The sequence below is a fragment of the Allosphingosinicella sp. genome (genome assembly GCF_046295735.1).
GTDB lineage: Bacteria > Pseudomonadota > Alphaproteobacteria > Sphingomonadales > Sphingomonadaceae > Allosphingosinicella.
In genome coordinates this window covers 43,498-63,573 of the sequence record NZ_JBKBMQ010000007.1, presented here as the reverse complement: position 1 = coordinate 63,573, position 20,076 = coordinate 43,498, and the positions used below count along the sequence as shown (strand labels likewise).

Annotated in this window: 23 protein-coding genes; 12 read left to right on the top strand and 11 right to left on the bottom strand. The window is 69.0% G+C overall.

The window, feature by feature from the left end:
• Positions 1-2: 2 nt before the first annotated feature.
• Genes ACK4K7_RS08010 through surE form a run of 6 tightly spaced genes read right to left on the bottom strand, consistent with a single transcriptional unit; the run spans position 3 to position 5,626 of the window.
• Positions 3-914: an ornithine cyclodeaminase family protein gene (locus tag ACK4K7_RS08010; protein ID WP_431865007.1), complete on the bottom strand. Its 912-nt coding sequence runs from the start codon at positions 912-914 to the stop codon at positions 3-5.
• The gene (locus ACK4K7_RS08005; protein WP_431865006.1) at positions 911-1,789 is read right to left on the bottom strand and encodes a bile acid:sodium symporter family protein; all 879 of its coding nucleotides are present in this window, start codon (positions 1,787-1,789) and stop codon (positions 911-913) included. Before ACK4K7_RS08005 ends, ACK4K7_RS08010 begins: the two co-directional genes overlap by 4 nt.
• Positions 1,786-2,931, bottom strand: a complete 1,146-nt coding sequence (locus ACK4K7_RS08000; RefSeq protein WP_431865004.1) for a dipeptidase — start codon at positions 2,929-2,931, stop codon at positions 1,786-1,788. Before ACK4K7_RS08000 ends, ACK4K7_RS08005 begins: the two co-directional genes overlap by 4 nt.
• Before the next feature lie 23 nt (positions 2,932-2,954).
• Complete coding sequence (locus ACK4K7_RS07995) at positions 2,955-3,791, bottom strand: alpha/beta hydrolase (protein WP_431865002.1); 837 nt, start codon at positions 3,789-3,791, stop codon at positions 2,955-2,957.
• On the bottom strand, positions 3,792-4,862 hold the full coding sequence (locus ACK4K7_RS07990) for a potassium channel family protein (RefSeq protein ID WP_431865000.1): 1,071 nt from the start codon (positions 4,860-4,862) through the stop codon (positions 3,792-3,794). It abuts the gene before it with no gap.
• Positions 4,862-5,626: a 5'/3'-nucleotidase SurE gene (surE, locus tag ACK4K7_RS07985; protein ID WP_431864998.1), complete on the bottom strand. Its 765-nt coding sequence runs from the start codon at positions 5,624-5,626 to the stop codon at positions 4,862-4,864. The genes ACK4K7_RS07990 and surE overlap by 1 nt, the downstream gene beginning before the upstream one ends.
• A 105-nt stretch (positions 5,627-5,731) precedes the next feature.
• Between surE and ACK4K7_RS07980 the strand changes: the two genes are divergently transcribed.
• The 4 genes from ACK4K7_RS07980 (at position 5,732) to dksA (ending at position 9,066) form a co-directional block, all read left to right on the top strand.
• Complete coding sequence (locus ACK4K7_RS07980) at positions 5,732-6,169, top strand: host attachment family protein (protein ID WP_431864996.1); 438 nt, start codon at positions 5,732-5,734, stop codon at positions 6,167-6,169.
• A 28-nt stretch (positions 6,170-6,197) separates the two neighbouring features.
• Positions 6,198-6,743, top strand: a complete 546-nt coding sequence (locus ACK4K7_RS07975) for a hypothetical protein (RefSeq protein ID WP_431864995.1) — start codon at positions 6,198-6,200, stop codon at positions 6,741-6,743.
• A 173-nt stretch (positions 6,744-6,916) separates the two neighbouring features.
• Positions 6,917-7,828 carry a hypothetical protein gene (locus ACK4K7_RS07970; RefSeq protein WP_431864993.1) on the top strand — a complete coding sequence of 304 codons (912 nt, stop codon included), beginning with the start codon at positions 6,917-6,919 and terminating at the stop codon, positions 7,826-7,828.
• Between the two features lie 776 nt (positions 7,829-8,604).
• Positions 8,605-9,066 (top strand): RNA polymerase-binding protein DksA, encoded by a 462-nt coding sequence (gene dksA / locus ACK4K7_RS07965; protein ID WP_431864992.1) that lies wholly within the window; start codon positions 8,605-8,607, stop codon positions 9,064-9,066.
• A gap of 166 nt (positions 9,067-9,232) precedes the next feature.
• Here the strand turns inward: dksA and ACK4K7_RS07960 are convergent, their stop codons facing one another.
• Positions 9,233-9,388, bottom strand: a complete 156-nt coding sequence (locus ACK4K7_RS07960) for a YdcH family protein (RefSeq protein ID WP_431864990.1) — start codon at positions 9,386-9,388, stop codon at positions 9,233-9,235.
• A gap of 153 nt (positions 9,389-9,541) precedes the next feature.
• Between ACK4K7_RS07960 and ACK4K7_RS07955 the strand changes: the two genes are divergently transcribed.
• The 4 genes from ACK4K7_RS07955 to ACK4K7_RS07940 all read left to right on the top strand — a co-directional run bounded on the left by ACK4K7_RS07955 (position 9,542) and on the right by ACK4K7_RS07940 (position 11,918).
• Positions 9,542-9,760, top strand: a complete 219-nt coding sequence (locus ACK4K7_RS07955; RefSeq protein ID WP_431865225.1) for a YdcH family protein — start codon at positions 9,542-9,544, stop codon at positions 9,758-9,760.
• A 72-nt stretch (positions 9,761-9,832) separates the two neighbouring features.
• Positions 9,833-10,291 carry a DUF1465 family protein gene (locus tag ACK4K7_RS07950; protein WP_431864988.1) on the top strand — a complete coding sequence of 153 codons (459 nt, stop codon included), beginning with the start codon at positions 9,833-9,835 and terminating at the stop codon, positions 10,289-10,291.
• 47 nt (positions 10,292-10,338) lie between these two features.
• The gene (locus ACK4K7_RS07945; RefSeq protein ID WP_431864987.1) at positions 10,339-11,478 is read left to right on the top strand and encodes an iron-containing alcohol dehydrogenase; all 1,140 of its coding nucleotides are present in this window, start codon (positions 10,339-10,341) and stop codon (positions 11,476-11,478) included.
• Complete coding sequence (locus tag ACK4K7_RS07940; protein WP_431864985.1) at positions 11,475-11,918, top strand: acyl-CoA thioesterase; 444 nt, start codon at positions 11,475-11,477, stop codon at positions 11,916-11,918. Before ACK4K7_RS07945 ends, ACK4K7_RS07940 begins: the two co-directional genes overlap by 4 nt.
• Here the strand turns inward: ACK4K7_RS07940 and ACK4K7_RS07935 are convergent.
• On the bottom strand, positions 11,899-12,867 hold the full coding sequence (locus tag ACK4K7_RS07935; protein ID WP_431864983.1) for an NAD(P)H-dependent flavin oxidoreductase: 969 nt from the start codon (positions 12,865-12,867) through the stop codon (positions 11,899-11,901). The genes ACK4K7_RS07940 and ACK4K7_RS07935 overlap by 20 nt on opposite strands.
• Positions 12,868-12,981: 114 nt before the next feature.
• Here ACK4K7_RS07935 and ACK4K7_RS07930 point away from each other — a divergent pair, with 114 nt between their 5' ends.
• Positions 12,982-13,947, top strand: coding sequence for an aldo/keto reductase family protein (locus ACK4K7_RS07930; protein ID WP_431864981.1), 966 nt, complete (start codon positions 12,982-12,984; stop codon positions 13,945-13,947).
• Here the strand turns inward: ACK4K7_RS07930 and ACK4K7_RS07925 are convergent.
• Positions 13,944-14,375 (bottom strand): RNA pyrophosphohydrolase, encoded by a 432-nt coding sequence (locus ACK4K7_RS07925; RefSeq protein ID WP_431865224.1) that lies wholly within the window; start codon positions 14,373-14,375, stop codon positions 13,944-13,946. The genes ACK4K7_RS07930 and ACK4K7_RS07925 overlap by 4 nt on opposite strands.
• A gap of 61 nt (positions 14,376-14,436) precedes the next feature.
• Positions 14,437-15,384: an alpha/beta hydrolase gene (locus ACK4K7_RS07920; protein WP_431864979.1), complete on the bottom strand. Its 948-nt coding sequence runs from the start codon at positions 15,382-15,384 to the stop codon at positions 14,437-14,439.
• A gap of 43 nt (positions 15,385-15,427) precedes the next feature.
• On the opposite strand from ACK4K7_RS07920, the gene ACK4K7_RS07915 reads away from it, so the two are divergent.
• The 3 genes from ACK4K7_RS07915 (at position 15,428) to ACK4K7_RS07905 (ending at position 19,397) form a co-directional block, all read left to right on the top strand.
• Positions 15,428-16,336, top strand: a complete 909-nt coding sequence (locus tag ACK4K7_RS07915) for a histone deacetylase family protein (RefSeq protein ID WP_431864978.1) — start codon at positions 15,428-15,430, stop codon at positions 16,334-16,336.
• Between the two features lie 78 nt (positions 16,337-16,414).
• Complete coding sequence (locus tag ACK4K7_RS07910) at positions 16,415-18,295, top strand: 2-oxoacid:acceptor oxidoreductase subunit alpha (RefSeq protein ID WP_431865222.1); 1,881 nt, start codon at positions 16,415-16,417, stop codon at positions 18,293-18,295.
• 79 nt (positions 18,296-18,374) lie between these two features.
• The gene (locus ACK4K7_RS07905) at positions 18,375-19,397 is read left to right on the top strand and encodes a 2-oxoacid:ferredoxin oxidoreductase subunit beta (RefSeq protein WP_431864976.1); all 1,023 of its coding nucleotides are present in this window, start codon (positions 18,375-18,377) and stop codon (positions 19,395-19,397) included.
• A gap of 4 nt (positions 19,398-19,401) precedes the next feature.
• On the opposite strand, the gene ACK4K7_RS07900 is transcribed toward ACK4K7_RS07905, so the two are convergent.
• Positions 19,402-20,016, bottom strand: a complete 615-nt coding sequence (locus ACK4K7_RS07900; RefSeq protein ID WP_431864975.1) for a L,D-transpeptidase family protein — start codon at positions 20,014-20,016, stop codon at positions 19,402-19,404.
• Positions 20,017-20,076 lie beyond the last annotated feature (60 nt).

Genomic DNA, 20,076 nt, shown 5'->3' with positions numbered 1-20,076 from the left:
AACTAGGTTTCGCCACCAACCAAGAACGCCGCCGCGGCGAGGTCCTGGACGATGCTGCCGAGCGACTTGTAGATGGTGACGTCCTGCGGCGACGTGCGCCCCGGCAAAGTGCCCGCGAAAACCTGGCCGATTTCGCCGAGCAGATGGCCCTCGCCGATCAGGCCGGCGGCGAGCGCGGCGCGGAACTCGGCGCCTTGGACCCGCACGCCCTCCGCATGGTCGGCGAAGAAGCGGCAGCGGGCGACCAGCGCCGGCGCGATCTCGACCGGACCGTCGCGGCTGGAGCCGACCGCGTTGACATGGGCGCCTTCCGGAACGTCGAACAGGATCGGTTGTTCGGCGGCGGTGACGGCGCAGACGATGTCGGCCCCCGCGACCGCCTCATCGACGGTCGCCGCCGGCTCGACGCCGAGGCTCTCCGCCAGCGCCGCGGCGCGGTCGCGGTCGCGGCCCCAGATCGCGACACGATCGATCGCGCGCACTTCGCGGATCGCCTCGACATGGCGGCGGGCCTGCTCGCCGGTGCCGAGGATGGCGAGCCGGGTCGCATCGGGCCGGGCGAGGGCGTCGGTGGCGGCGGCCGAAGCGGCCGCGGTGCGGATGGCGGTGAGCTCGCCCGCCTCGATCACCGCCGACGGGGCGCCGCTGTCCGGATCGAACAGCACGACCAGCCCCTGGTGCGAAGGTTCCTTTCCGGGAAAGACGCTGATCAGTTTGGCGCCGAACGCGCCGCCGTCCAGTGCGCCGGGCATGACGCCGAAGGCGCGGCCGCCGGGCAGATCGAGGATCGACCGGAGCAGCTGGCGCGTACGGCCGGCGGAAAGGGCGGTCATCGCCTCCTTCATCAGCGGGATGCAGACCGAATACGGAAGGCGCGCCGCCACCTCCTCGGCGTCGATGAAGGGCAGGTTCACGTCCGCCGCTCGCGCATCCGGAACCAGCGGATGAGGAGGAAGCCGTTGAGCAGCATGACGACGCCGTAGATGTTCTGGCTGACGGCGAGCGGCAGGCTACCGAGCACGGTCAGCGTCAGGAAGATGGCGAGCGTCGCATTCTGGACGCCGACCTCGATGCCGAGCGTCATCGCGTCCTTGGGCGAGGCGCCGACCGCCCGCCCGATCAGCATGCCGGCGATCGTCGCCACGGCGTTCAGGGTCCACAGAGCGGGCCCGGCGCCGACCAGATTCTGCAGCACCATGTTGAAACTGACCGCGACCGCGAAGCCGATCACGCCGACCAGCACGACGAGCGCCACCGGCCTGAGCCAGCGCGCGAGCCTCGCGGCAAAAGCCGGGGCGAAGCGGTGGACCAGCATGCCGGCCGCGATCGGAAGCACCGTGATCCGCACGAGTTGGAGGATAGTGTCGGGCACGGACAGGGTCGGCACGTCGCCGCCTTCGCCGAGGAAGAAGGGCAAGGCCCAGCTCAGCAGGACCGGGATGGTGAAGACGGTGACGAGGCTCGACAGAGCGGTCAGCACCACCGCCAGCGCGACATTGCCGCGGCCGATGAAGGTGAGCGCGTTGGAGGTGGTGCCCGCCGGGCAGATCGAGATGATGAAAAGGCCGAGCGCGAGCTCCGGCGGAAGGGCGAACACCCAGCCGATGGCGAGGCCGAGCAACGGCAGCAGCAGGAGCTGTCCGCCGAGCCCCGCCGCGACCAGCGGGCCGCCTTTCGCGACCAGGCCGAAATCGCGCAGCGCCAGCGTGAGGCCCATGCTGAACATGATCAGCATCAGCCCGACCGGCACGAACACCGAATTGACGAAGGCGACGAAGGCGTCGCTCACGCGCCCCACACCTCGCGCGCATAGCGCAGGAAGTTGAGGCCCATCACCTTCTCGATCCGGCCGGTCGTCCAGCCGTGCCGGTCGAGCCGGGCGGCGAGGTCGCGGAACTGGCTTGGGCCGCTGAGCTCCTCGACGAAGGGCAGGGTGTCGGCATTCTCGCCGGTCGCACCGATGCCGGAGGCGCGGCGGCGGGCGATCTGCTCGGCGATGCGGGCGCGGAAGTCGGTCATGTCGTCGATGCCGGTCGTGCCGCCGTCGGTGCCGATCCCGACATGATCCTCGCCGCAGACCTGCACCGCATGGACGAGATGGGCGACCACGTCGGCGGCGGTGGCGACGCTGCGGGGACTGAGGAACGGCATGAAATAGATGCCGACGAAGCCGCCGCGCTCGGCGACCAGGCGCAGCTCGGCGTCGGTCTTGTTGCGCGGCAGGTCGGTGAGCGCGCGGCAGCCGGTGTGGTTGATCGAGATCGGCTGGCGCGAGGCGCGGGCGGCCTCGAGACAGGTGCGCTCGCCGCTATGCGACAGATCGACCATCAGCCGGTTGTCGTTGAGGCGCGCGATCGCGGCGCGACCGAGCTCGGTCAGCGGCGTGTCGGCCGGCGCCATCGCGCCGCCGCCGAAGCGATTGACGGGATTGTAGGTGAGCTGGACGATGCGCACGCCCAGATCGGCGAAAATGTCGGCGCGGGTCACGTCGTCGCCCAGCATCTCGGCGTTCTGGAAGCCGTAGATGATGCCGATCCGCCTATCCGCGTGGGCGCGGCCGATGTCGGCGGCGGTCAGCACCTTGAGGAGGTCGCCCGGTCGCTCGCGGATGCGCCAGTCCCAGATGCCGATCTCGCGGACGCTGTGCTCGAACGGCTCCATGTCGCCGGCGACATAGCCGAGCGTCACGTTGACGGCGGTGAGGCCGGCCGTCCGGGCATCGTCGATCACGCGCTGCTCGATCCCTTGGCGGCGAACCCCGTCGACGCCGGTGGTGGAGGAGGGGCCCTCCGGCCGGCGGTTGGGATTGGAGAGGCCGCCGAGCGCATTGACGACGATCATGTCGCGCGTCGGTTCGGCACGCAGCGCGGTCGGCGCGGTGAGCGCGCCCGCGCCCGCCGCCGCGATGAAGGTCCGCCTGTCGATGTTCATGCCCCGCACTCCTCTTGCTTCAGCTATAAGCCGGCCGCCGCCCTGTCCATGGTGCAGCGGCGCGCGAAGTCTGCGAGGTCGGCGAGGACGGGTGCGCGGCGGCGGAAGGGCAGCGCAAGGGCGGTCAGGATCGCGACATGGCCGATGCCGGGGTAGAGACGTGCCTCGGCGTCTGCCCCGGCTTCCCGGAGCAGGCCGGCGAGGCGGGTGCTGTTGCGGGGCTTCACCGTCGCATCCCGTTCGCCATGCAGGAGCAGGGCCGGGGGCGCGTGCGGGCCGGCGAATGCGACGGGCTGGGTCGCATCGAGATCCCCCGCGCCCCCGAACGCCGCCTGCGTCACGGGACCGGACAGAGGCAGGAAATCGTACGGCCCGGCGATGCCGACGAGGCCGCGTACCGCATCATGACCTCGTGCCAGCCAGCGCCTGTCCAGCGCCAGCATCGCCGCCATCCAGGCGCCGGCCGAATGACCGGCGAGCACGATCCGGTCCGGATCGCCGCCATGGTCCCGTGCTCGATCCCGCACGGCCGCGAAGGCCGCGGCGCCGTCCTCCAGGAAGGCGGGAAAGCGCACTTCCGGCACCAGGCGATAATCGGGAATGGCGACGAGGAAGCCGCGCGCCGCCAGCGCACGCCCGACGAAGCGGTAGCCCTGGCGCAGGCCCGATGCCCAGGAACCGCCGTAGAAGAAGAGGATGATCGGCAGCGGCCCGCGGGCGCGGCGCGGCGCATAGAGGTCGTAAACGTGCCGCGGGTGATCGCCGTAGCGGAGGTCGGCCGCGACGCGGCGGCCGGCGCGATCCTTCGGCACCAATGTGTCGAAGCTGGTGAGGGCCGATCCGAAGCGCCGGCGGATCACCTAATCGCGCTTCGCCGCTTTGCGCGCGTCGCGGAATTCGTGCGGGCCGCCGGGTACGATCTCGACGATCCGGTCGCCGGTGCACAGCGATGTCACCTCTTCCTCCCAGAAGCCGTAGGGGCGGCCATCGCGATAGACGCGCACGCCCAGACCGGTTGCGATCTCGGTGAGCGACTTGCCGCACTCGTCCGCGCGCACGTCGCGCTCCGCCAGCCGGACCCGCCCGTGGGCGGAAGCCAGATCGGCCAGATAATCGGAAATCTTGGGACCTCCGGCCGAGCCGGCGAGCAGCAGGCCCGCGAAGCTCACCGGGTTGATCACCGTGGTCGCGCCTGCCTGCTTGGCCGGTATCTCGTTGTCTTCGGCGCGGACGGCGATCGAAATGTGGAGGTTTGGCGCGAGGTGGCGGGCGGTGAGGCAGATGAGGATCGAAGTGTCGTCCCGGCCGCCCGAAATGATCATCGCCTTGGCGCTTTCCACCTTGGCGGCCTCCAGCGTGCGGTCGCGGGTCGCGTCCGCCTCGAGCACCATGCAGCCGAGCGATTCGGCGCGGGCCAGCGCGGCGGGGTTCGGGTCGATCACCACGATCTCGCGCGGGTCGGTGCCGCGCGCGATCAGTTCGTCGACCGCGTCGGACCCGGACGTGCCGTAGCCGGCCACGATGATGTGGCCTTCGAGTTTTCGTTGAAGCCGTGCCATAATCCATCTGTCCCAACTGCGCCGGATCACGAACGTATAGGCCGTGCCGATGAAGATCAGCACGAACACCACCCGGATCGGCGTCACCACCAGCGCGTCGAACATGCGCGTGCGATCGTTGATCGGCACGATGTCGCCGTAGCCGGTGGTGGTGATGCTGATCATCGTGAAATAGATGACGTCGAGGAAGCTGACATGCCCGTCGAGCTCGTCGTGCAAACCGTCGCGTTCGAACCAGTGGACGGCGATCGCGAAGGCCAGCAGACCGAACACCGCCGCCACCCGCCAAGCGACGGAGGCCCAGCCGGTGACCGAAGGCTTGCGGCGTAGCAGGATCTGGTCCGGCCCGCGCGGAGGCTGGCGCTGGCGCATCAGCTATACATGCCCGCCATGACGGCAAGCGAAGGTTCGTGGGTGAGATCGAGGTGGAGCGGGGTCACCGCGACATAGCCGTCCGCCACCGCTTCGAGGTCGGTCGCATGGCCCGGCGTCTCGATCATCGGCCCGAGACCGAACCAGTAATAATTGTAGCCGCGCGGATCGGTGCGCTTGTCGATGCGGAGCCGGCCATAGTCGCGCAGCCCCTGACGCACCACGCGGATGCCTCGAACCGCGTACGGTGGGAGGGCCGGGAAGTTGACGTTGACCAGGGTGCGCGGCGCCATGGGCGTCGCGATCAGCGGCGCCAGCACCCGCTCCGCCCAGGCCTCGGCGGCGGCGAACGGCACCGTGTCGCCCATGCCTTCGCGGGCATAGGACTGGCTGAGCGCGATCGACGGAATGCCGGCGAGCGCGCCTTCCATCGCCGCCGACACGGTGCCGGAATAGGTGACGTCCTCGCCCAGATTGGCGCCGCGATTGACTCCGGAGAGGATCAGATCGGGTCGCTCCTCCTTCATCAGATGCGCGATCGCCATCATCACCGAGTCGGTGGGCGTTCCGGTCACGCAGAAGCGCCGCTCGCCAAGCTTGCGCAGTCGCACCGGCACGGTCAGCGTCAGCGAATGGCCCGCGCCCGATTGCTCCTCGGTAGGGGCGACGATCCAGATGTCGTCGGAAAAGGTGCGGGCGATCCGTTCGAGCACCTTCAGCCCGGGCGCGTTCACGCCGTCGTCGTTCGTGAGGAGGATCCGCATCGCCCCGCGTTCATGCCGCCCGGCCGCCCTCGTGGCAAGCCGCTCCGGGGCAACTATCGCGGCTGTTCCTTCGTTGGTCGGTCATAGCCATGAAGGAGGTATTTGATGCAGGTTCCGCACAACAGCTTCGTCGTCGTCGCCGATGGAGAGAAGATGCTGTTCTTCCGGAACGAAGGAGATGCCGATTTTCCCAAGCTGCAGGTCGAGCGCAAACGCGAGCAGGACAATCCGCCCAATCGCGAGCAGAAGACCGACGAGGCCGGGCGGCGCCACGCGCCGGGGCCGGGCCGCAGCGCCTATGAGGACACCGATTTCCACCAGCTCGAGGAAGACCGCTTCGCCCAGGAAACGGCCGAGATGCTGAAGCGCTGGGCCTTGCGCAACGACTTCGAATCGCTGATCGTGGTGGCACCGCCGAAGACGCTGGGGGAGCTCAGAAAGCATTACCACAAGGAAGTGGAAAAGCGCCTCGCCGGCGAGGTCGCCAAGGACCTGACCGGCCATCCGGTCGAGGAAATTGAAAAAATCCTTCAGGCGCAATAAGATGGAAAAAGCAAAACCAGGAGAGATCATGATTTTCGGTAACAGGACCCTCGCTTCCGCCGCCGCCGCCGCCTTGCTGTGCGCGGCCGGTGCTCCCGCCTTCGCCCAGGATCAGGCGGCTCCCGCCGCCGCCGGCGCCGAAGCCGTCATGCGCGCCGGCGCCACCGTCAACGACACCGAAGGCGGCGAAGTCGGCACCATCGCTTCGGTGGACGGCGATTTCGTGATCCTGCGGACCGACCGACACGACGTGCGGCTGCCCGCCGCGTCCTTCACCGCGCACAATGGCGGCTACATCATGGCGATGACCCGCGCGCAGGTGAACGAGGCGGTGGAGCGCGAGCTCCAGAATCAGGGGCCGGTCGCCACGTCCGGCGCCACCGTGCGCGACACGTCCGGCGGCGAGGTCGGCACGATCACCGAGGCGGACGCGGAGCATGCGACCATCCGGCTCGCCAGCGAGCGGCTGGTGCGTCTCCCGCTCAGCGCCTTCGCGCGCGGCCCGAACGGCCCAGTGATCGCGATGACCGCGGCCGAGCTCGAGGCGGCCGCCGGCGGCGCCGCCACCGAATAAGGCTGCCGCGCAGGAAAGCGCGCACGAAAAAGGCCGCGTCCCCGGGAGAAGCTGGGGGCGCGGCCTCTTCTTTGCGCGCCGTTCAGCCCTCCTTGCGTGCGAGCCGTTGACGCGCGACCAACGCCGCCGCGGCGGCGCCGAACAGAAGGATCATCGGCGGGGCAGGGATCGGCGTGCCGCCGGTCGAACCGCCGGTCGAGCCGCCGCTCGACGTCGATGCCGAAGAGGCCGAAGAGGCCGAGGAAGCCGACGACGCCGAGGAGGCGGAGGACGCCGAACTCGCGCTGGTGGAAGAGGTCGAGGTGCCGCCGCCGAAGCTGCTCGACGTGCTGCTCGCCGAGGAGGCGCTGCTCGCGGAGGACGCGCTGCTCGCCGACGAACCGCCGCTTCCGGTCGACCCGCCCGACGATCCGCTCGCCGACGAAGCGCTGCTCGCCGAGGACGCGCTGCTGGCCGACGACCCGCTGCTTCCGCCGTGCGGCGGCTTGTGCGGCGGTTTGTGGGGCTTGCCGCCCGTGCTGCCGCCGCCACCGCCGGACGCGGAGCTGCTGGAACTCGAGGAGCTGCTCGACGACGAGCTGGAGCTGCTGGCGCTCGATGCGCTCGACACACCGCTGGAGGTCGAGACGTTGCCGCTCGACGTCGAAACGCCGCTCGAGGTGGACACGTTGCCGCTCGACGTCGAGACGCCGCCGGTGGAGGTGGACACGCCCCCCGTGGAGGTGGAGGTCGAGACGCCGCCGGTCGAGGTGGACACGCCGCCGGTCGACGTCGAGACGCCTCCCGTGGAGGTGGACACGCCGCTCGAGGTCGAGCTGCCGCCGGTCGATGTCGAGGTGGAGACTCCGCCGGTCGAAATGCCGCCGGTCGACGTGGACGTGCTGGTCGACGCGGTGAAGATCGCATTGTTCGATCCGCCGCCGCCGAAGAAGCCGCCGCTGAAGAAGCCGCCGCCGAAACCGCCGCCGAAGCCGCCGCCGCCGCCGCCGATCACGATCGGCGGCCCGCCGCCGCCGGCCACCGGCGGAGCGAAGGCGGGCGGAGGGGGCGGGGGCACGAAGGCCGCCGGCGCCGCCGCCGGGTAGGAAACCGTCCGGGTGGTGACCGTCTGGCTGGGCGTCACGACGCATTCGGTGCGCCGCACCGTCCGCCGCACCGTCCGGCGCTGCTGCTTGGCGGCAGCCTTGCGCTGCACCGTGGGCGCGGGCTTCGCCTTCGCCTGCTTGACGATCGCGGGCCGGGCCGGCGGGTTCTCCGCCACGTGGACCGCGCCGCCGCCGAGGATGGCGCCGCCGCAAGTGCAAGCGCACAATTTCGCCAAAGCCATTCGTACGGACATATCAGCACCCTGTTCCTTGGCCGGGACCGATGGATAAGGTTGTTCCAATATCCGCCGGTGCGATCGGCTATTGGCCATGACATGCAAACGATTGGTTTAAGTGCAATGGCGTTAACTATGTTTTCGCCCTGAAATGGCTCGTTGGTGCCCCGTCTTCGCGCTTCCGTGCCAGATGGGGACAGAGCCGGGGGAGGGATGAAGAATTTCTTGCGCTTGCGCAGTCCACAACATGGTTAACGGAGCGGCGTCCGGCACGATTCGAATCGCCGCCGCCGATTCGCGGCGATCGGCGCGCGGCGGCCCGTGAAAAGCGGCGTGGAAGAGCCGCGCAGCTGGTAAAAATGTCACGCTCCCTCTCGAAAAGCCGAAGATGTTTCACATGCTTTTTGAGTGACTTGTGATGTGGCTCGCGTGAAGCTATAGGCGCGCTGGGGCAAGTGCCGACCACCGCGGAGTACAGCGGGGCGGCGCTCTAAAGGATTGCCGGACGGCCGGTCGGCCGCGGCGAGGAGTGGAGGGGTTATGGCAACGGCTCTTAGTGACGTTTACGAACCGCAATACGGCGCGCACCTGCCGCCGCTGCCCGTCGGCTACCGCCCGGGCGCCAACGAAGACTTCATGAACCCTCTGCAGCTCGCCTATTTCCGGCAGAAGCTGCTCGACTGGAAAGAGTCGATCATCCGCGAATCGCGCGACACGATGGCGCAGCTCAAGAGCGGCCCGATCCGCGAGGCAGACGTCACGGACCGCGCGTCGAGCGAGACCGACTGGGGCATCGAACTGCGCACCCGCGACCGGCAGCGCAAGCTGATCGCGAAGATCGACGCGGCGCTGCGCCGGATCGACACCGGCGAATATGGCTATTGCGAAGTGACCGGTGAGCCGATCTCGCTCGGCCGCCTGGAAGCGCGTCCGATCGCCACCATGACGGTCGAGGCGCAGGAGCGCCACGAGCGTCAGGAGCGGATTTCCCGCGACGATTGATCGATGGTGCGGAGGCGTCCCGTGCGCCTCCCGCTTGCGAAAGGCCGGCTCATCCGAGGCGTCCGGGGCGGCGCTTTGACGGCTGTTACGGCTGGCGCGGACTTGGCGGGATGGGTTCGCCCCGGCCGGCGCCGAGTCGCGGCGGGCCGGGGCGGTGCAGGGTCTCCTAGAGACCCGTAATCTCTTCCTTGATCCTCAACTTCTCTTTCTTGAGGCGGGCGATCAGGGCTGTGTCGGGCATGGGCCGCTGGTTCTCCTCGGCGATGCGCGCGTCGAGGCCGGCATGCTTGGTCTGAAGAGCCGACATATGAGCCTGTTGCATTCGCTTCTCCTCTGCTCTGGTCTTGCACTGGGGATTAAATCACCCGGGACCTTCTTTGTCTCCCTCCTTCGGGACGGCCATACGGATATGTACGACAACCCGTTGAGGTTCTATCTATAGCCGATGCGGGGCCGCATGTGGAGCGGGACGGATATGGAACAGGGCATCATCGAGGCGGATCGGGCGGAGACGGCGGCGCGGCTCGCGCATTTGAAGATGGAGCATCGCGATCTCGACTCCGCGATCGCCGCCTTGCGCGAAATGCCGGGCCCCGACCAGCTGCAGCTCGCCCGCCTCAAGAAGCGCAAGCTCAGGCTGAAGGATGAAATCGCCGTCCTCGAAGATGCCCTGATTCCGGACATCATCGCCTGAGCGGCTCCGCTCGCCGGCCTTAACCGTTTTTCGAGGTTCCGGCGGTGGCTCGGCCTGTGGCATGAAGGCCGGATGTCCGGCCCCAACCATGCGGAGCTCACCCCGAAGCTGGTCGACTCGCTCTATGTCGAGGCGATGCTGCTCGCGGACGAGGCGCGCGCTTATTTCGACGAGGCCGCGCGCGAGGACCGGCGCGATCTGGAGCCGGTCGCTCGGGTCGGCTTTTCCTGCGAGTCGCTGAAGGTCACGACCCGGCTTATGCAGGTCATCGCCTGGCTGCTGACCCAGCGCGCCGTGGCCGCGGGCGAGATCAGCCGGCGCCAGGGGCGGGCGCCGGAACGGCGGCTGGGCGAGGCGCCTGGCAGCGACGAGGCGCTCTTCCCCCGCCTTCCCGAACCCGCCCAGGCGCTGATCCGCGCGAGCGAGGAACTGTACGACCGCGTCAGCCGGCTCGACGAAGGGGTCGGCAGCCCGGAACCCCAGCCGAGCCCGGCGCGCGGCCTCATCAGTCGCCTGCAACGCTCCCTCTGAGCACGCCGCCCGCTTGAGTTGCGGCGGGGGGAGGCTAGACGGGGCGTATGGGCGGTTACGAATTCCACTACGGGCCACGGCTGATCTCCGGCCCCGGCTCCGCGCGCCGGCTCGGCGACCTGCTTCCTCCGGGTCGATGCCTGTTCGTGACCGACGCGGTGGTGCGGGGCCTCGGCCTTGCCGAACCGGCGCTGGCCGCGCTCGAAGCGGCCGGCATCGAAGCCGTCCTGTTCGACGATGTCGAGCAGGATCCCTCCCGCGCCACGCTGATGAAGGCGGTGGCGGCCGGCGAGGGCTGCGCCTCGGTGGTCGGCTTCGGCGGCGGCAGCCCGATGGATGTGGCGAAGCTCGCCGCCTATCTCGTCGCAACGGGCGAGGAATTGGACCGCCTGTGGGGCGTGGGCAAGGCCTTGGGTCGAAAGCTGCCGCTGGCGCTCGTCCCCACCACCGCCGGCACCGGATCGGAGGCGACGCCGGTCACGATCATCACCGTGGGGGAAAGCGAGAAGAAGGGCGTGAGCAGCCCTGCCCTGATCGCCGATTGGGCAATCCTCGACGCCGAGCTGACGCTGGGGCTGCCGCGCCACGTGACGGCCGCGACCGGCATCGACGCGATGGTCCACGCGATCGAGGCTTACACCTCGGCCCGGCTCAAGAACCCGATGTCGGACCTGCTGGCGCGCGAGTCGCTGCGGCTGCTCGACGCGAACCTGCTGCGCGTCTGCGACCGTCCGGACGATGTGGAGGCGCGCGGCGCGATGCTGCTCGCCGCGCATCTCGCCGGCGTCGCTTTCGCCAACGCGCCGGTCGCGGGAGTGCATGCCCTCGCTTATCCGCTGGGCGGTCATTTCCATGTGCCGCACGGCCTGTCGAACGCGCTGATGCTGCCGCACGTCCTCGCGCACAACATGGCCGCCGCGATGCCGCTTTACGCGGAACTCGGGCGGCTGCTCGACCCGGCGCTGGCTTCGGAGGGGCGACAGGCGCAGGCGCGAGGCTTCGTCGCCCGGCTCGAGCGCCTGTCGCGCGCGGCCGGCCTGCCGCAGCGGCTGCGGGAGGTGGGCGTCGTACGACATCATCTCGATCTGCTGGCACGGGAGGCGATGAAGCAGGAACGGCTGCTGATCAACAATCCCTGCCCGATCGGCGAGGCCGATGCGCGGCGCCTCTATGAGGCGGCGCTGTGAGCCGGGCGCCGCTCGCCGGCCGCGACGCCTATGCCGTGTGGCGCCGGATCGGCACGCGCTGGTCCGACAACGACGCCTACGGCCATGTCAACAACACGGTCTATTATGGCTGGTTCGACACGGCGGTGAACGCCTGGCTGATCGAGGCGGGTCTGCTCGACATCGCCGCGGGAGATCCGATCGGCCTGGTGGTGGAAACCGGCTGCCGCTACGCCGCGTCGCTCGCTTATCCCGAGCCGGTGGACATCGGCATGGCGGTCGCGCGGATCGGGACGTCCAGCGTCACCTACCGGCTCGGCGTGTTCGCGGCGGGCAGCGGGGACGCGGCGGCCGAGGGGCATTTCACCCATGTCTATGTCGGCCGCGAGAGCCGGCGGCCGGTGCCGCTGCCAGAGGAATGGCGGCGCGCCTTCGCCGAGATCAGTAGGCCTTTGCCCTGAGCTCCGCCTTCGCCGCCTCGAGTTCGGCGGCGAGCCGCGCGATATAGTCGGACGCGGGGAGCACCTCGCGCACCGCGCCGATGCCTTGGCCCGAACCCCAGATGTCGCGCCAGGCCTTGGCCTTGCTGCCGTCGCCGGTTCCGAAGTTCATCGTCTTGAGATCGCCTTCGGGCAGATTGTCGGGATCGAGCCCCGCCGCCTCGATCGAGCGGCGCAGATAGTTTCCGTGCACCCCGGTGAACAGGCTCGAATAGACGATGTCGTCCGCCCGCCCCTCGACGATCCCCTGCTTGTAGGCGGCGTCGGCATTGGCTTCCGCGGTGGCGATGAACGGCGATCCGATATAGCCGAGGTCCGCCCCCATCGCGAGCGCGGCGAGGATGGCATGGCCGTTGGCGATCGCCCCCGACAGGATGAGCGGCCCGTCGAACCACTCGCGGATCTCCTGCACCAGGGCGAAGGGGGACAGGCGCCCCGCATGGCCGCCGGCGCCGGCCGCGACGGCGATCAGGCCGTCCGCGCCCTTGTCCACCGCCTTGCGGGCGAAGCGGTCGTTGATGATGTCGTGCAGCGTGATCCCGCCCCAGCCGTGCACGCCCTGGTTGACCTCGACGAGGGCGCCGAGCGACGTGATGACGATCGGCACCTTCCACTTCTCGCAGGTCGCCATGTCCTCTTGAAGACGGGCGTTGGAGCGGTGGACGATCTGGTTGACCGCGAACGGCGCGGCTGGGCGGTCCGGATTGTCGCGGTCCCAGGCGGCGAGTTCCTCGGTGATGCGGTGAAGCCATTCGTCGAGCAGCGACTGCGGCCGCGCATTGAGCGCCGGGAAGGAGCCGACGATTCCCGCCTTGCACTGGGCGATCACCAGGTCGGGATTCGAGACGATGAACAGCGGCGCACCGATGACGGGAAGCCGCAGGCGATCGAGGGGAGGGAGGAGAGCCATGCGCTTGACCTTAACGTAAAGCGCCGGCTTGGCAATCCGGAACGGAGCCGCAACGGCGGCTTGCAATCCGCCGCGCCCTGGCCGAGGAGCGGGGCCCCGAAGAGGAGACCCACCATGCGCTATCGCCGTCTCGGATCCAGCGATCTCGACGTCTCGGAAATCTCCCTGGGCTCCTGGCTCACCTATGGGGTCGGGGTGGAGGCGGACAAGGCGCGGGCCTGCCTCGACCGCGCGTTCGACGTCGGCATCAACTTCATCGACACGGCCAACATTTACGGCCACGGCGCGGCGGAGACCTTCCTCGGCGGGGCGCTCGCGGACCGGCCGCGCGACAGCTATGTGCTCGCGACCAAGCTGTTCTTCCCGATGACCGACGAGGATCGCGGCCTGTCGCGCGCCCAGATCGAGAAGCAGCTCGACGCTTCGCTCCGGCGCCTGCGCACCGATCATGTCGATCTCTATCAATGCCACCGCTACGATTGGGACACGCCGCTCGAGGAGACGATGGAGGCGCTGACCCGCGCCGTCGACAGCGGCAAGGTGCGCTATCTCGGCTTTTCCGAATGGCCGGCCGAGCGCATCCGCGCGGCGGCGGAGATGACCGGCGTCGCCCGCTTCGTGTCCAGCCAGCCGCAATATTCGCTGATGTGGCGGCGGCCGGAGGAAGAGGTGATCCCGGTTTGCGCGGCGAACGGCATTTCGCAGATCGTCTGGTCCCCACTCGGCCAGGGCGTGCTCACCGGCAAATATGATCCCGACGCCCCGCCGCCGCCCGGCACCCGCGCGACCAGCGAGGAGATGGGCGGCTTCATCGACCGGCTGATGCAACGCCCGGTGCTCGTGGCGGTCCAGCAAATGAAGCCGATCGCCGCGCAGGCCGGGCTGAGCCTCGCCCAGTTCGCGCTCGCCTGGGTGCTGCGCGAGCCCAACGTCGCCTCCGCGATCATCGGCGCCTCGCGTCCCGAACAGGTGGAGGAAAATGCCGCTGCCTCGGGCGCCGAGGTCGATCCCGACTTGTTCGCCGAAGCCGAACGGATCCTCGGCCAGGCGCTTGCCGAGGCGGACGCCGACCGCGGCTAGAGAAAGTCGCGGAAGGCGGCGAGCACGTCTTCGTACAGCTTCTTCTTGAAGGGCACGATCATCGCCGGCAGGTCGGCGGGATCGGCCCAGCGCCAGGCGCGGAATTCCGGGTGCGCAGTTTCGATGTTCACGTCCGCGTCGGTGCCGGTGAAGCGGGCGAGAAACCAATGCTGCTGCTGCCCGCGATAGCGTCCCTTCCAGATCTTGCCGAGCAGATCGTCCGGCAGATCGTAGTAAAGCGGTTCGGCGCAGCGCGCGATCACCTCCACATGAGCGGGGGCGATCCCGGTCTCCTCCTCCAGCTCGCGCAGCGCGCCGGTGAGCGGATCCTCGCCGGGGTCGAGACCGCCCTGCGGCATCTGCCAGGCCTCCAGCGTCGAATCGAGCCGTTGGGCGACGAACACCTTGTTCTCGGGGTTGATCAGCATCACGCCCGCGGCGGGACGATAGGGCAGGGCGTCGCGGTCGGTCACCACCAGTCTCCCTTGCTCATCGTGCCGCACCGGCGATCAGCAGCTTCAGCATGTCGACGCACCTCTTGATGTCTCCGTCGGAGGAGGGGATCGCCTTCCTCAAGTTGATGAAGCCGTGGATGTTCCCTTCCGCTTCCAGAAACACGGTCGGGACGCCCGCGGCGGCGCAGGCCGCGGCATAGGCGCGGCCCTGGTCGCGGATCGGATCGAGCGAGGCGGTGACGACCAGGGTCGGTGGCATACCGGCCTGGCTCTTGCGCATCGGCGCATAGCGCCAGTCCTTCGCGTCGGGCGCGTAGCACCGGTCGAACCAGCGCATGCCGTCGCGCGTCAGCAGATAGCCCTCGCCGAAATCCTCGAAGCTCGGATAACCCTTGGCAGGGTCCGCGGCCGGGTAGATCGGCCATTGGGCGATCACCGGCACCGCCGCCGGCGCGTCGCGGAGCGCGAGGCTGGCGACGATCGCCAGATTGCCGCCCGCGCTGTCGCCGCAGGTGACGATGCCGGTCGCCTCGCGCCCCAGCTCCGCCCCGCTGGCGGCGATCCAGCGGGCGGCCGCGATCGCGTCCTCGGGTCCCGCCGGCCAGGGATGCTCCGGCGCCAGCCTGTAGTCGACCGCGACCACGGGCAGGTCGATCAGCCGCGCAAGCTCGGCGCAGAACGGCTCGTGCGTGTCGAGATCGCCCAGCACGAAGCCGCCGCCATGGTAGAAGACGAGCAGCGGACCCGGCCCGCGCTCCTCCCGGGCCTCGTAGAGGCGGAGGCGGATGTCGCCCGCCGGTCCCGGGCAGGCGAGATCGCGGATCACCGCCAGCTCGCCGACCGGCGAGTCGGCCACCCAGCGCGACTTCATCATCATCTCCCGAGCCTCGGGCGGGGAGACTTCGTGGCTGCGCGGGCCGGGAAGCCGGTTCAGATAATCGAGGAAGGCCCGCACGTCGGGGCGGACGAAGGGAAGGTTCATTCTCGCTCCTTGGCGGGCGGCTGCGGCGCCCTAACTAGGGGCGGTGATCCCGGTCGTCCATCATCCCGATTACGTCGCCCCCGCCCGGCCGGGCAACGCCTATAGCTGGAACAAGAACGGCCTCATCCGCGAGGCGCTGCTGGAAAGCGAAGCGGCGATCGACTGGTTCGCGCCGGAGCCGATGCCGCGGCGCTGGCTGGAGGCGGTGCATTGCCCGGACTATGTCGCCGAAGTGGCGGAGGCGCGGGTGCCGCCCGAGAAGGAGCGCCGGATCGGCTTTCCGGTCGACGAGCGGGTGGCGCGCCGGGCCTTGCGGGTGCCCGGCGGCACCTATCTGGCGGCGCTCACCGCCAAGGCGCGGGGCTATGCCGCCAACAGCGCGGGCGGAAGCCACCATGCGCTGCACGACAGCGGCGCGGGCTATTGCGTGCTGAACGACCTCGCGGCGGCGGCGGTGCGGCTGGTCGGCGAGGGGGAGGCGCGGCGGGTCCTCATCGTCGATTGCGACGTTCACCAGGGCGACGGCACCGCGGCGCTGACGGCGGGCCGGCCCGGCATCGCCACCTATTCGATCCATGCCGAAAAGAACTTCCCGGCCCGCAAGGCGCGTTCGACGGTGGACGTCGCGCTGCCCGACGGCGTCGGCGATGCGGCCTATCTCGCCCGGCTGCGCGAAACCCTGCTCCCGCTCGTCGAGGCGTTCCGGCCCGACATCATCCTCTATCAGGCCGGGGTCGATCCGCTGGCCGGCGACCGGCTGGGGCGGCTGTCGCTGACGCCGGAGGGTCTCGACGCGCGCGACCGGTGGGTGGCGGAGCTCGCCCGAAGGAGCGGCGTCGCCCTCGCGAGCACGCCCGGCGGCGGCTATGGCGACCTCATGGCGGTCGCGCGCGCCCATGTCCGGACGATGCTGACGATCGGCGCCGTGTTCGGGCAATATGGGACCTTGTAACGACAGGCGGAATTTCCACCTTGGGTCCGGCCGCTCCCGGGCGTAGAGGGACTCCGATCAGACTTGCAGGACATGAAGATGGCCACCGCCACCCATTTCGTCACAGCCGAAGAAGCCGCCGCCACCGGCCCGCTCGAATCCGTCGTCGTCCGGTTCGCCGGCGACAGCGGCGACGGCATGCAGCTGACCGGCGGGCAGTTCACTCTCTCGACGGCGCTGGCGGGCAACGATCTGGCGACCTTTCCCGATTTCCCGGCCGAGATCCGGGCGCCGCAGGGGACGACCTTCGGCGTGTCCGCCTTCCAAATCAATTTCGGATCCTCGGCGATCGAGACGGCCGGCGATCAGCCGGACGTGCTCGTCGCGATGAATCCGGCCGCGCTCAAGGTGAATGTCGACGCGCTGAAGCCCGGCGGTCTCATCATCGCCGACGAAGGCGAGTTCGGCGCCCGCAACCTCGCCAAGGCCGGCTATGAGGTGAACCCGCTCCAGGACGGAAGCCTCGCCCGCTGGCAGGTCATCTCGTTCAACATCTCGCAGCTCACCCTCGATGCCGTGAAGCCGTTTGGCCTCGGCAACAAGGAAGCGCTGCGCTGCAAGAACATGTGGACGCTCGGGCTGGCGCTCTGGATGTTCGACCGCGAGCGCGGGCCGATCGAGGCTTGGCTGAAGAGCAAGTTCGCGAAGGCACCGGAACTGGCGGAGGCGAACATCGCCGCGCTGAATGCCGGCCACGCCTTTGGCGAGACGGCGGAGATCGGCGGCCAGCTCCAGCAGCACCGCATCGATCCGGCGCCCGCGGAGCCCGGCCTCTACCGCACGGTGACGGGCGCCGAATCCATCTCGCTTGGCCTTGTCGCGGGTGCGCAGCTCGCCGGTTTGCCGATGTTCTTCGGCGGCTATCCGATCACGCCGGCATCGGCGATCCTCCACCATCTCTCGCGCCTCAAGGAATATGACGTCACCACCTTCCAGGCGGAGGACGAGATCGCGGCGATCTGCTCGGCGATCGGCGCGAGCTTCGCGGGCCAGCTCGGCGTCACCAGCTCCTCCGGCCCCGGTATCGCGCTCAAGACCGAGGCGATGGGACTCGCCATCATGACCGAGCTGCCGCTCGTCATCGTCAATTCGCAGCGCGGCGGGCCGTCCACCGGCCTTCCGACCAAGACCGAGCAGTCCGATCTCTACCAGGCCGTTTATGGCCGCAACGGCGACGCGCCGATGCCGGTTATCGCCGCCCGTTCGCCCGCCGACGCGTTCGACTGCGCGATCGAGGCGGTGCGGATCGCGACGCAATATATGACGCCGGTGATGCTGCTGACCGACGGCTATATCGCCAATGCCGCCGAGCCCTGGAAGGTGCCGGACATGTCGTCTTACGCCCCCTTCCCGGTCAGCTTCCATGAAGCCCCGCCGGTCGAAGGGGAGGGTGTTCGCCCCTACACGCGTGACGACAAGCTCGCGCGCGTGTGGATCCGCCCGGGGACGCCGTCGCTCACCCACCGGATCGGCGGGATCGAGAAGAACGTCGCGACCGGCCACATCGATTATTCGCCGGAAAACCACCAGGCGATGACGAACATCCGCGCCGACAAGGTGATGGGCGTCGCCGATTCGATCCCCGATCAGGCGCTCGAGGCCGGTGAGGCGGGGGCGCGGCTTTGCGTCGTCGGCTGGGGTTCGACTTACGGGCCGATCGCGCAGGCCGTGCGCCGCACGCGGCGCCGCGATCTCGATGTCGCCCATCTCCATATCCGCCACATCTGGCCGTTGCCGAAGAATCTCGGCGAGTTGCTGCGCAGCTTCGACCGCGTGATCGTGCCGGAGATGAACATGGGCCAGCTCAAGACGCTGCTGCGCGACCAGTATCTGGTCGACGCCCGCCCGGTCCTCAAGGTGTCGGGTCAGCCGTTCAAGATCGCCGAGATCGAAGCCGCCATCGAGGAGGCGCTGTCATGACCAATCGCCCGTTGCCCATGCTGCTGATGCTGGTGCTCGTCGTCATCCTGATAATCTATCTCACCCGCGGGGTCTGATCATGAACGAGATGGTGAAGCTCACCGCGAAGGACTTCGCGACCGATCAGGAGGTGCGCTGGTGCCCCGGCTGCGGCGACTATGCCGTGCTGAAGGCGGTGCAGCGGACGATGCCGGAATTGGGCGCCGATCCCGCCAAGACCGTGTTCGTCTCCGGCATCGGCTGCTCGAGCCGCTTTCCTTATTATATGGAAACCTACGGCTTCCATACGATCCACGGCCGCGCGCCGGCGATCGCGACCGGGGTGAAGCTCGCCAATCCCGAACTCGACGTGTGGATCATCACCGGCGACGGCGATGCGCTGTCGATCGGCGGCAACCACACGATGCACATCCTGCGCCGCAACCTCGATTGCCAGATCCTGCTGTTCAACAACGAGATTTACGGCCTCACCAAGGGGCAATATTCGCCGACCAGCCGGGTCGGCACGCGCAGCCCCTCGACCCCGTTCGGCTCGGTCGACCGGCCCGCGAGCCCCTGCGCCTTCGCGCTGGGTTCCGGCGCGCGCTTCGTCGGCCGCGGCATCGACGTGTCGAAATATCTGCCCGACGTGCTGAAGGCCGCCCACGCGCATAAGGGCGCCGCCTTCGTCGAGATCTTCCAGAATTGCATCGTCTACAATGACGACGTGTTCGCGCCCTTCACCGCCAAGGAGAATGCGGCCAAGCAGCTGTGGCTGAAGACCGGCGAGCCGATGCTGTTCGATGGTGGGACCAAGGGCATCACGCTCGACCGCGAGGCGCTGACCCTGAAGGTGGTCGACGTGGAGGGCGGCGACTGGCGGGCGGCCGAGGTCATCGTCCACGATCCGAAGAACAAGGCGATCGCCCACATGCTGGTCGACATGCCGTTCGGCGCCTTCCCGATGGCGCTGGGCGTCATCTACGACGATCCGAGACCGACCTTCGACAGCGCCGTGATCGAGCAGAACCGCGCGGCGGCGACCGGCAAGACGCGTGACCTTCAGGCGCTGGTCGGCAAGGGCCAGAGCTGGCAGGTCACAAAGGAGCCGCGGGAAATCTGACCGGTCAGGGCGCGGCGGTCGCCGCCGCCGCGTTCCTTGGCATGCGGTCCGCGGGGATCGGCGCGTCGGCATGCGCGCGGGCGAGCTCCAGCGCCGCCGCCGGGCTCGGCAGTTCGTCTTCGGTGATGAACACGAAGCCGCCCATCGCCGTGGCGCCGAACAGCCGCTCGGCGAAGCCCATCGGCAGGCGGATGCAGCCCTTGGACAGCGGCCGCCCGTTCACATGGCCGCCGTGCAGCGCGACCCCGTACCAGTTCAGCCGCTGCATGAACGGCATCGGCGCGTCGTCATAGCGGTTCGACCGGTGGTGCCGCTTCTTCTCCAGGATCTGGAAGCGGCCGATCGGCGATTCATGGCCGCGCGCGCCGCTCGAAATCGACGAGGCGCCGATCAGCTTGCCGCCGCGGTAGACGAACGCGATCTGGCGCTTCAGGCCGATCACCACCTCGACCGGGCCCTCGCGCGAGCGCTCCGGCTCCCAGATCCAGGAGCTGCCCTTCAGCGCGGCCGCGCGCGTCTCGATTGGAGCGGCCTGGCGGGCATCCGCGGTGGGCACGGCGAGCCCGGCCACGAGGAGGAGGGCGAAAGCGGCGAAGAGGGCGTGAACTGTCCTGGTCATCACGCGCCGTTCAACGCACAAAAGTCGGCTCGGTGCCCTGCCGGGTCGCTCTTGCGGTCC

Excerpts from the sequence above, each read along its gene's own strand:
- ACK4K7_RS07935 (WP_431864983.1), bottom strand. The coding sequence starts at position 12,867 with ATGGCTCTCCTCCCTCCCCTCGATCGCCTGCGGCTTCCCGTCATCGGT.
- ACK4K7_RS07920 (WP_431864979.1), bottom strand. The coding sequence starts at position 15,384 with ATGAACCTTCCCTTCGTCCGCCCCGACGTGCGGGCCTTCCTCGATTAT.
- ACK4K7_RS07990 (WP_431865000.1), bottom strand. The coding sequence starts at position 4,862 with ATGCGCCAGCGCCAGCCTCCGCGCGGGCCGGACCAGATCCTGCTACGC.
- ACK4K7_RS07930 (WP_431864981.1), top strand. The coding sequence starts at position 12,982 with ATGCGCTATCGCCGTCTCGGATCCAGCGATCTCGACGTCTCGGAAATC.
- surE (WP_431864998.1), bottom strand. The coding sequence starts at position 5,626 with ATGCGGATCCTCCTCACGAACGACGACGGCGTGAACGCGCCCGGGCTG.
- ACK4K7_RS07905 (WP_431864976.1), top strand. The coding sequence starts at position 18,375 with ATGAACGAGATGGTGAAGCTCACCGCGAAGGACTTCGCGACCGATCAG.
- ACK4K7_RS07900 (WP_431864975.1), bottom strand. The coding sequence starts at position 20,016 with ATGACCAGGACAGTTCACGCCCTCTTCGCCGCTTTCGCCCTCCTCCTC.
- ACK4K7_RS07960 (WP_431864990.1), bottom strand. The coding sequence starts at position 9,388 with ATGCAACAGGCTCATATGTCGGCTCTTCAGACCAAGCATGCCGGCCTC.
- ACK4K7_RS07925 (WP_431865224.1), bottom strand. The coding sequence starts at position 14,375 with ATGCTGATCAACCCCGAGAACAAGGTGTTCGTCGCCCAACGGCTCGAT.
- ACK4K7_RS07975 (WP_431864995.1), top strand. The coding sequence starts at position 6,198 with ATGATTTTCGGTAACAGGACCCTCGCTTCCGCCGCCGCCGCCGCCTTG.
- ACK4K7_RS07950 (WP_431864988.1), top strand. The coding sequence starts at position 9,833 with ATGTCCGGCCCCAACCATGCGGAGCTCACCCCGAAGCTGGTCGACTCG.
- ACK4K7_RS07955 (WP_431865225.1), top strand. The coding sequence starts at position 9,542 with ATGGAACAGGGCATCATCGAGGCGGATCGGGCGGAGACGGCGGCGCGG.
- dksA (WP_431864992.1), top strand. The coding sequence starts at position 8,605 with ATGGCAACGGCTCTTAGTGACGTTTACGAACCGCAATACGGCGCGCAC.
- ACK4K7_RS07945 (WP_431864987.1), top strand. The coding sequence starts at position 10,339 with ATGGGCGGTTACGAATTCCACTACGGGCCACGGCTGATCTCCGGCCCC.
- ACK4K7_RS08000 (WP_431865004.1), bottom strand. The coding sequence starts at position 2,931 with ATGAACATCGACAGGCGGACCTTCATCGCGGCGGCGGGCGCGGGCGCG.
- ACK4K7_RS07980 (WP_431864996.1), top strand. The coding sequence starts at position 5,732 with ATGCAGGTTCCGCACAACAGCTTCGTCGTCGTCGCCGATGGAGAGAAG.
- ACK4K7_RS07910 (WP_431865222.1), top strand. The coding sequence starts at position 16,415 with ATGGCCACCGCCACCCATTTCGTCACAGCCGAAGAAGCCGCCGCCACC.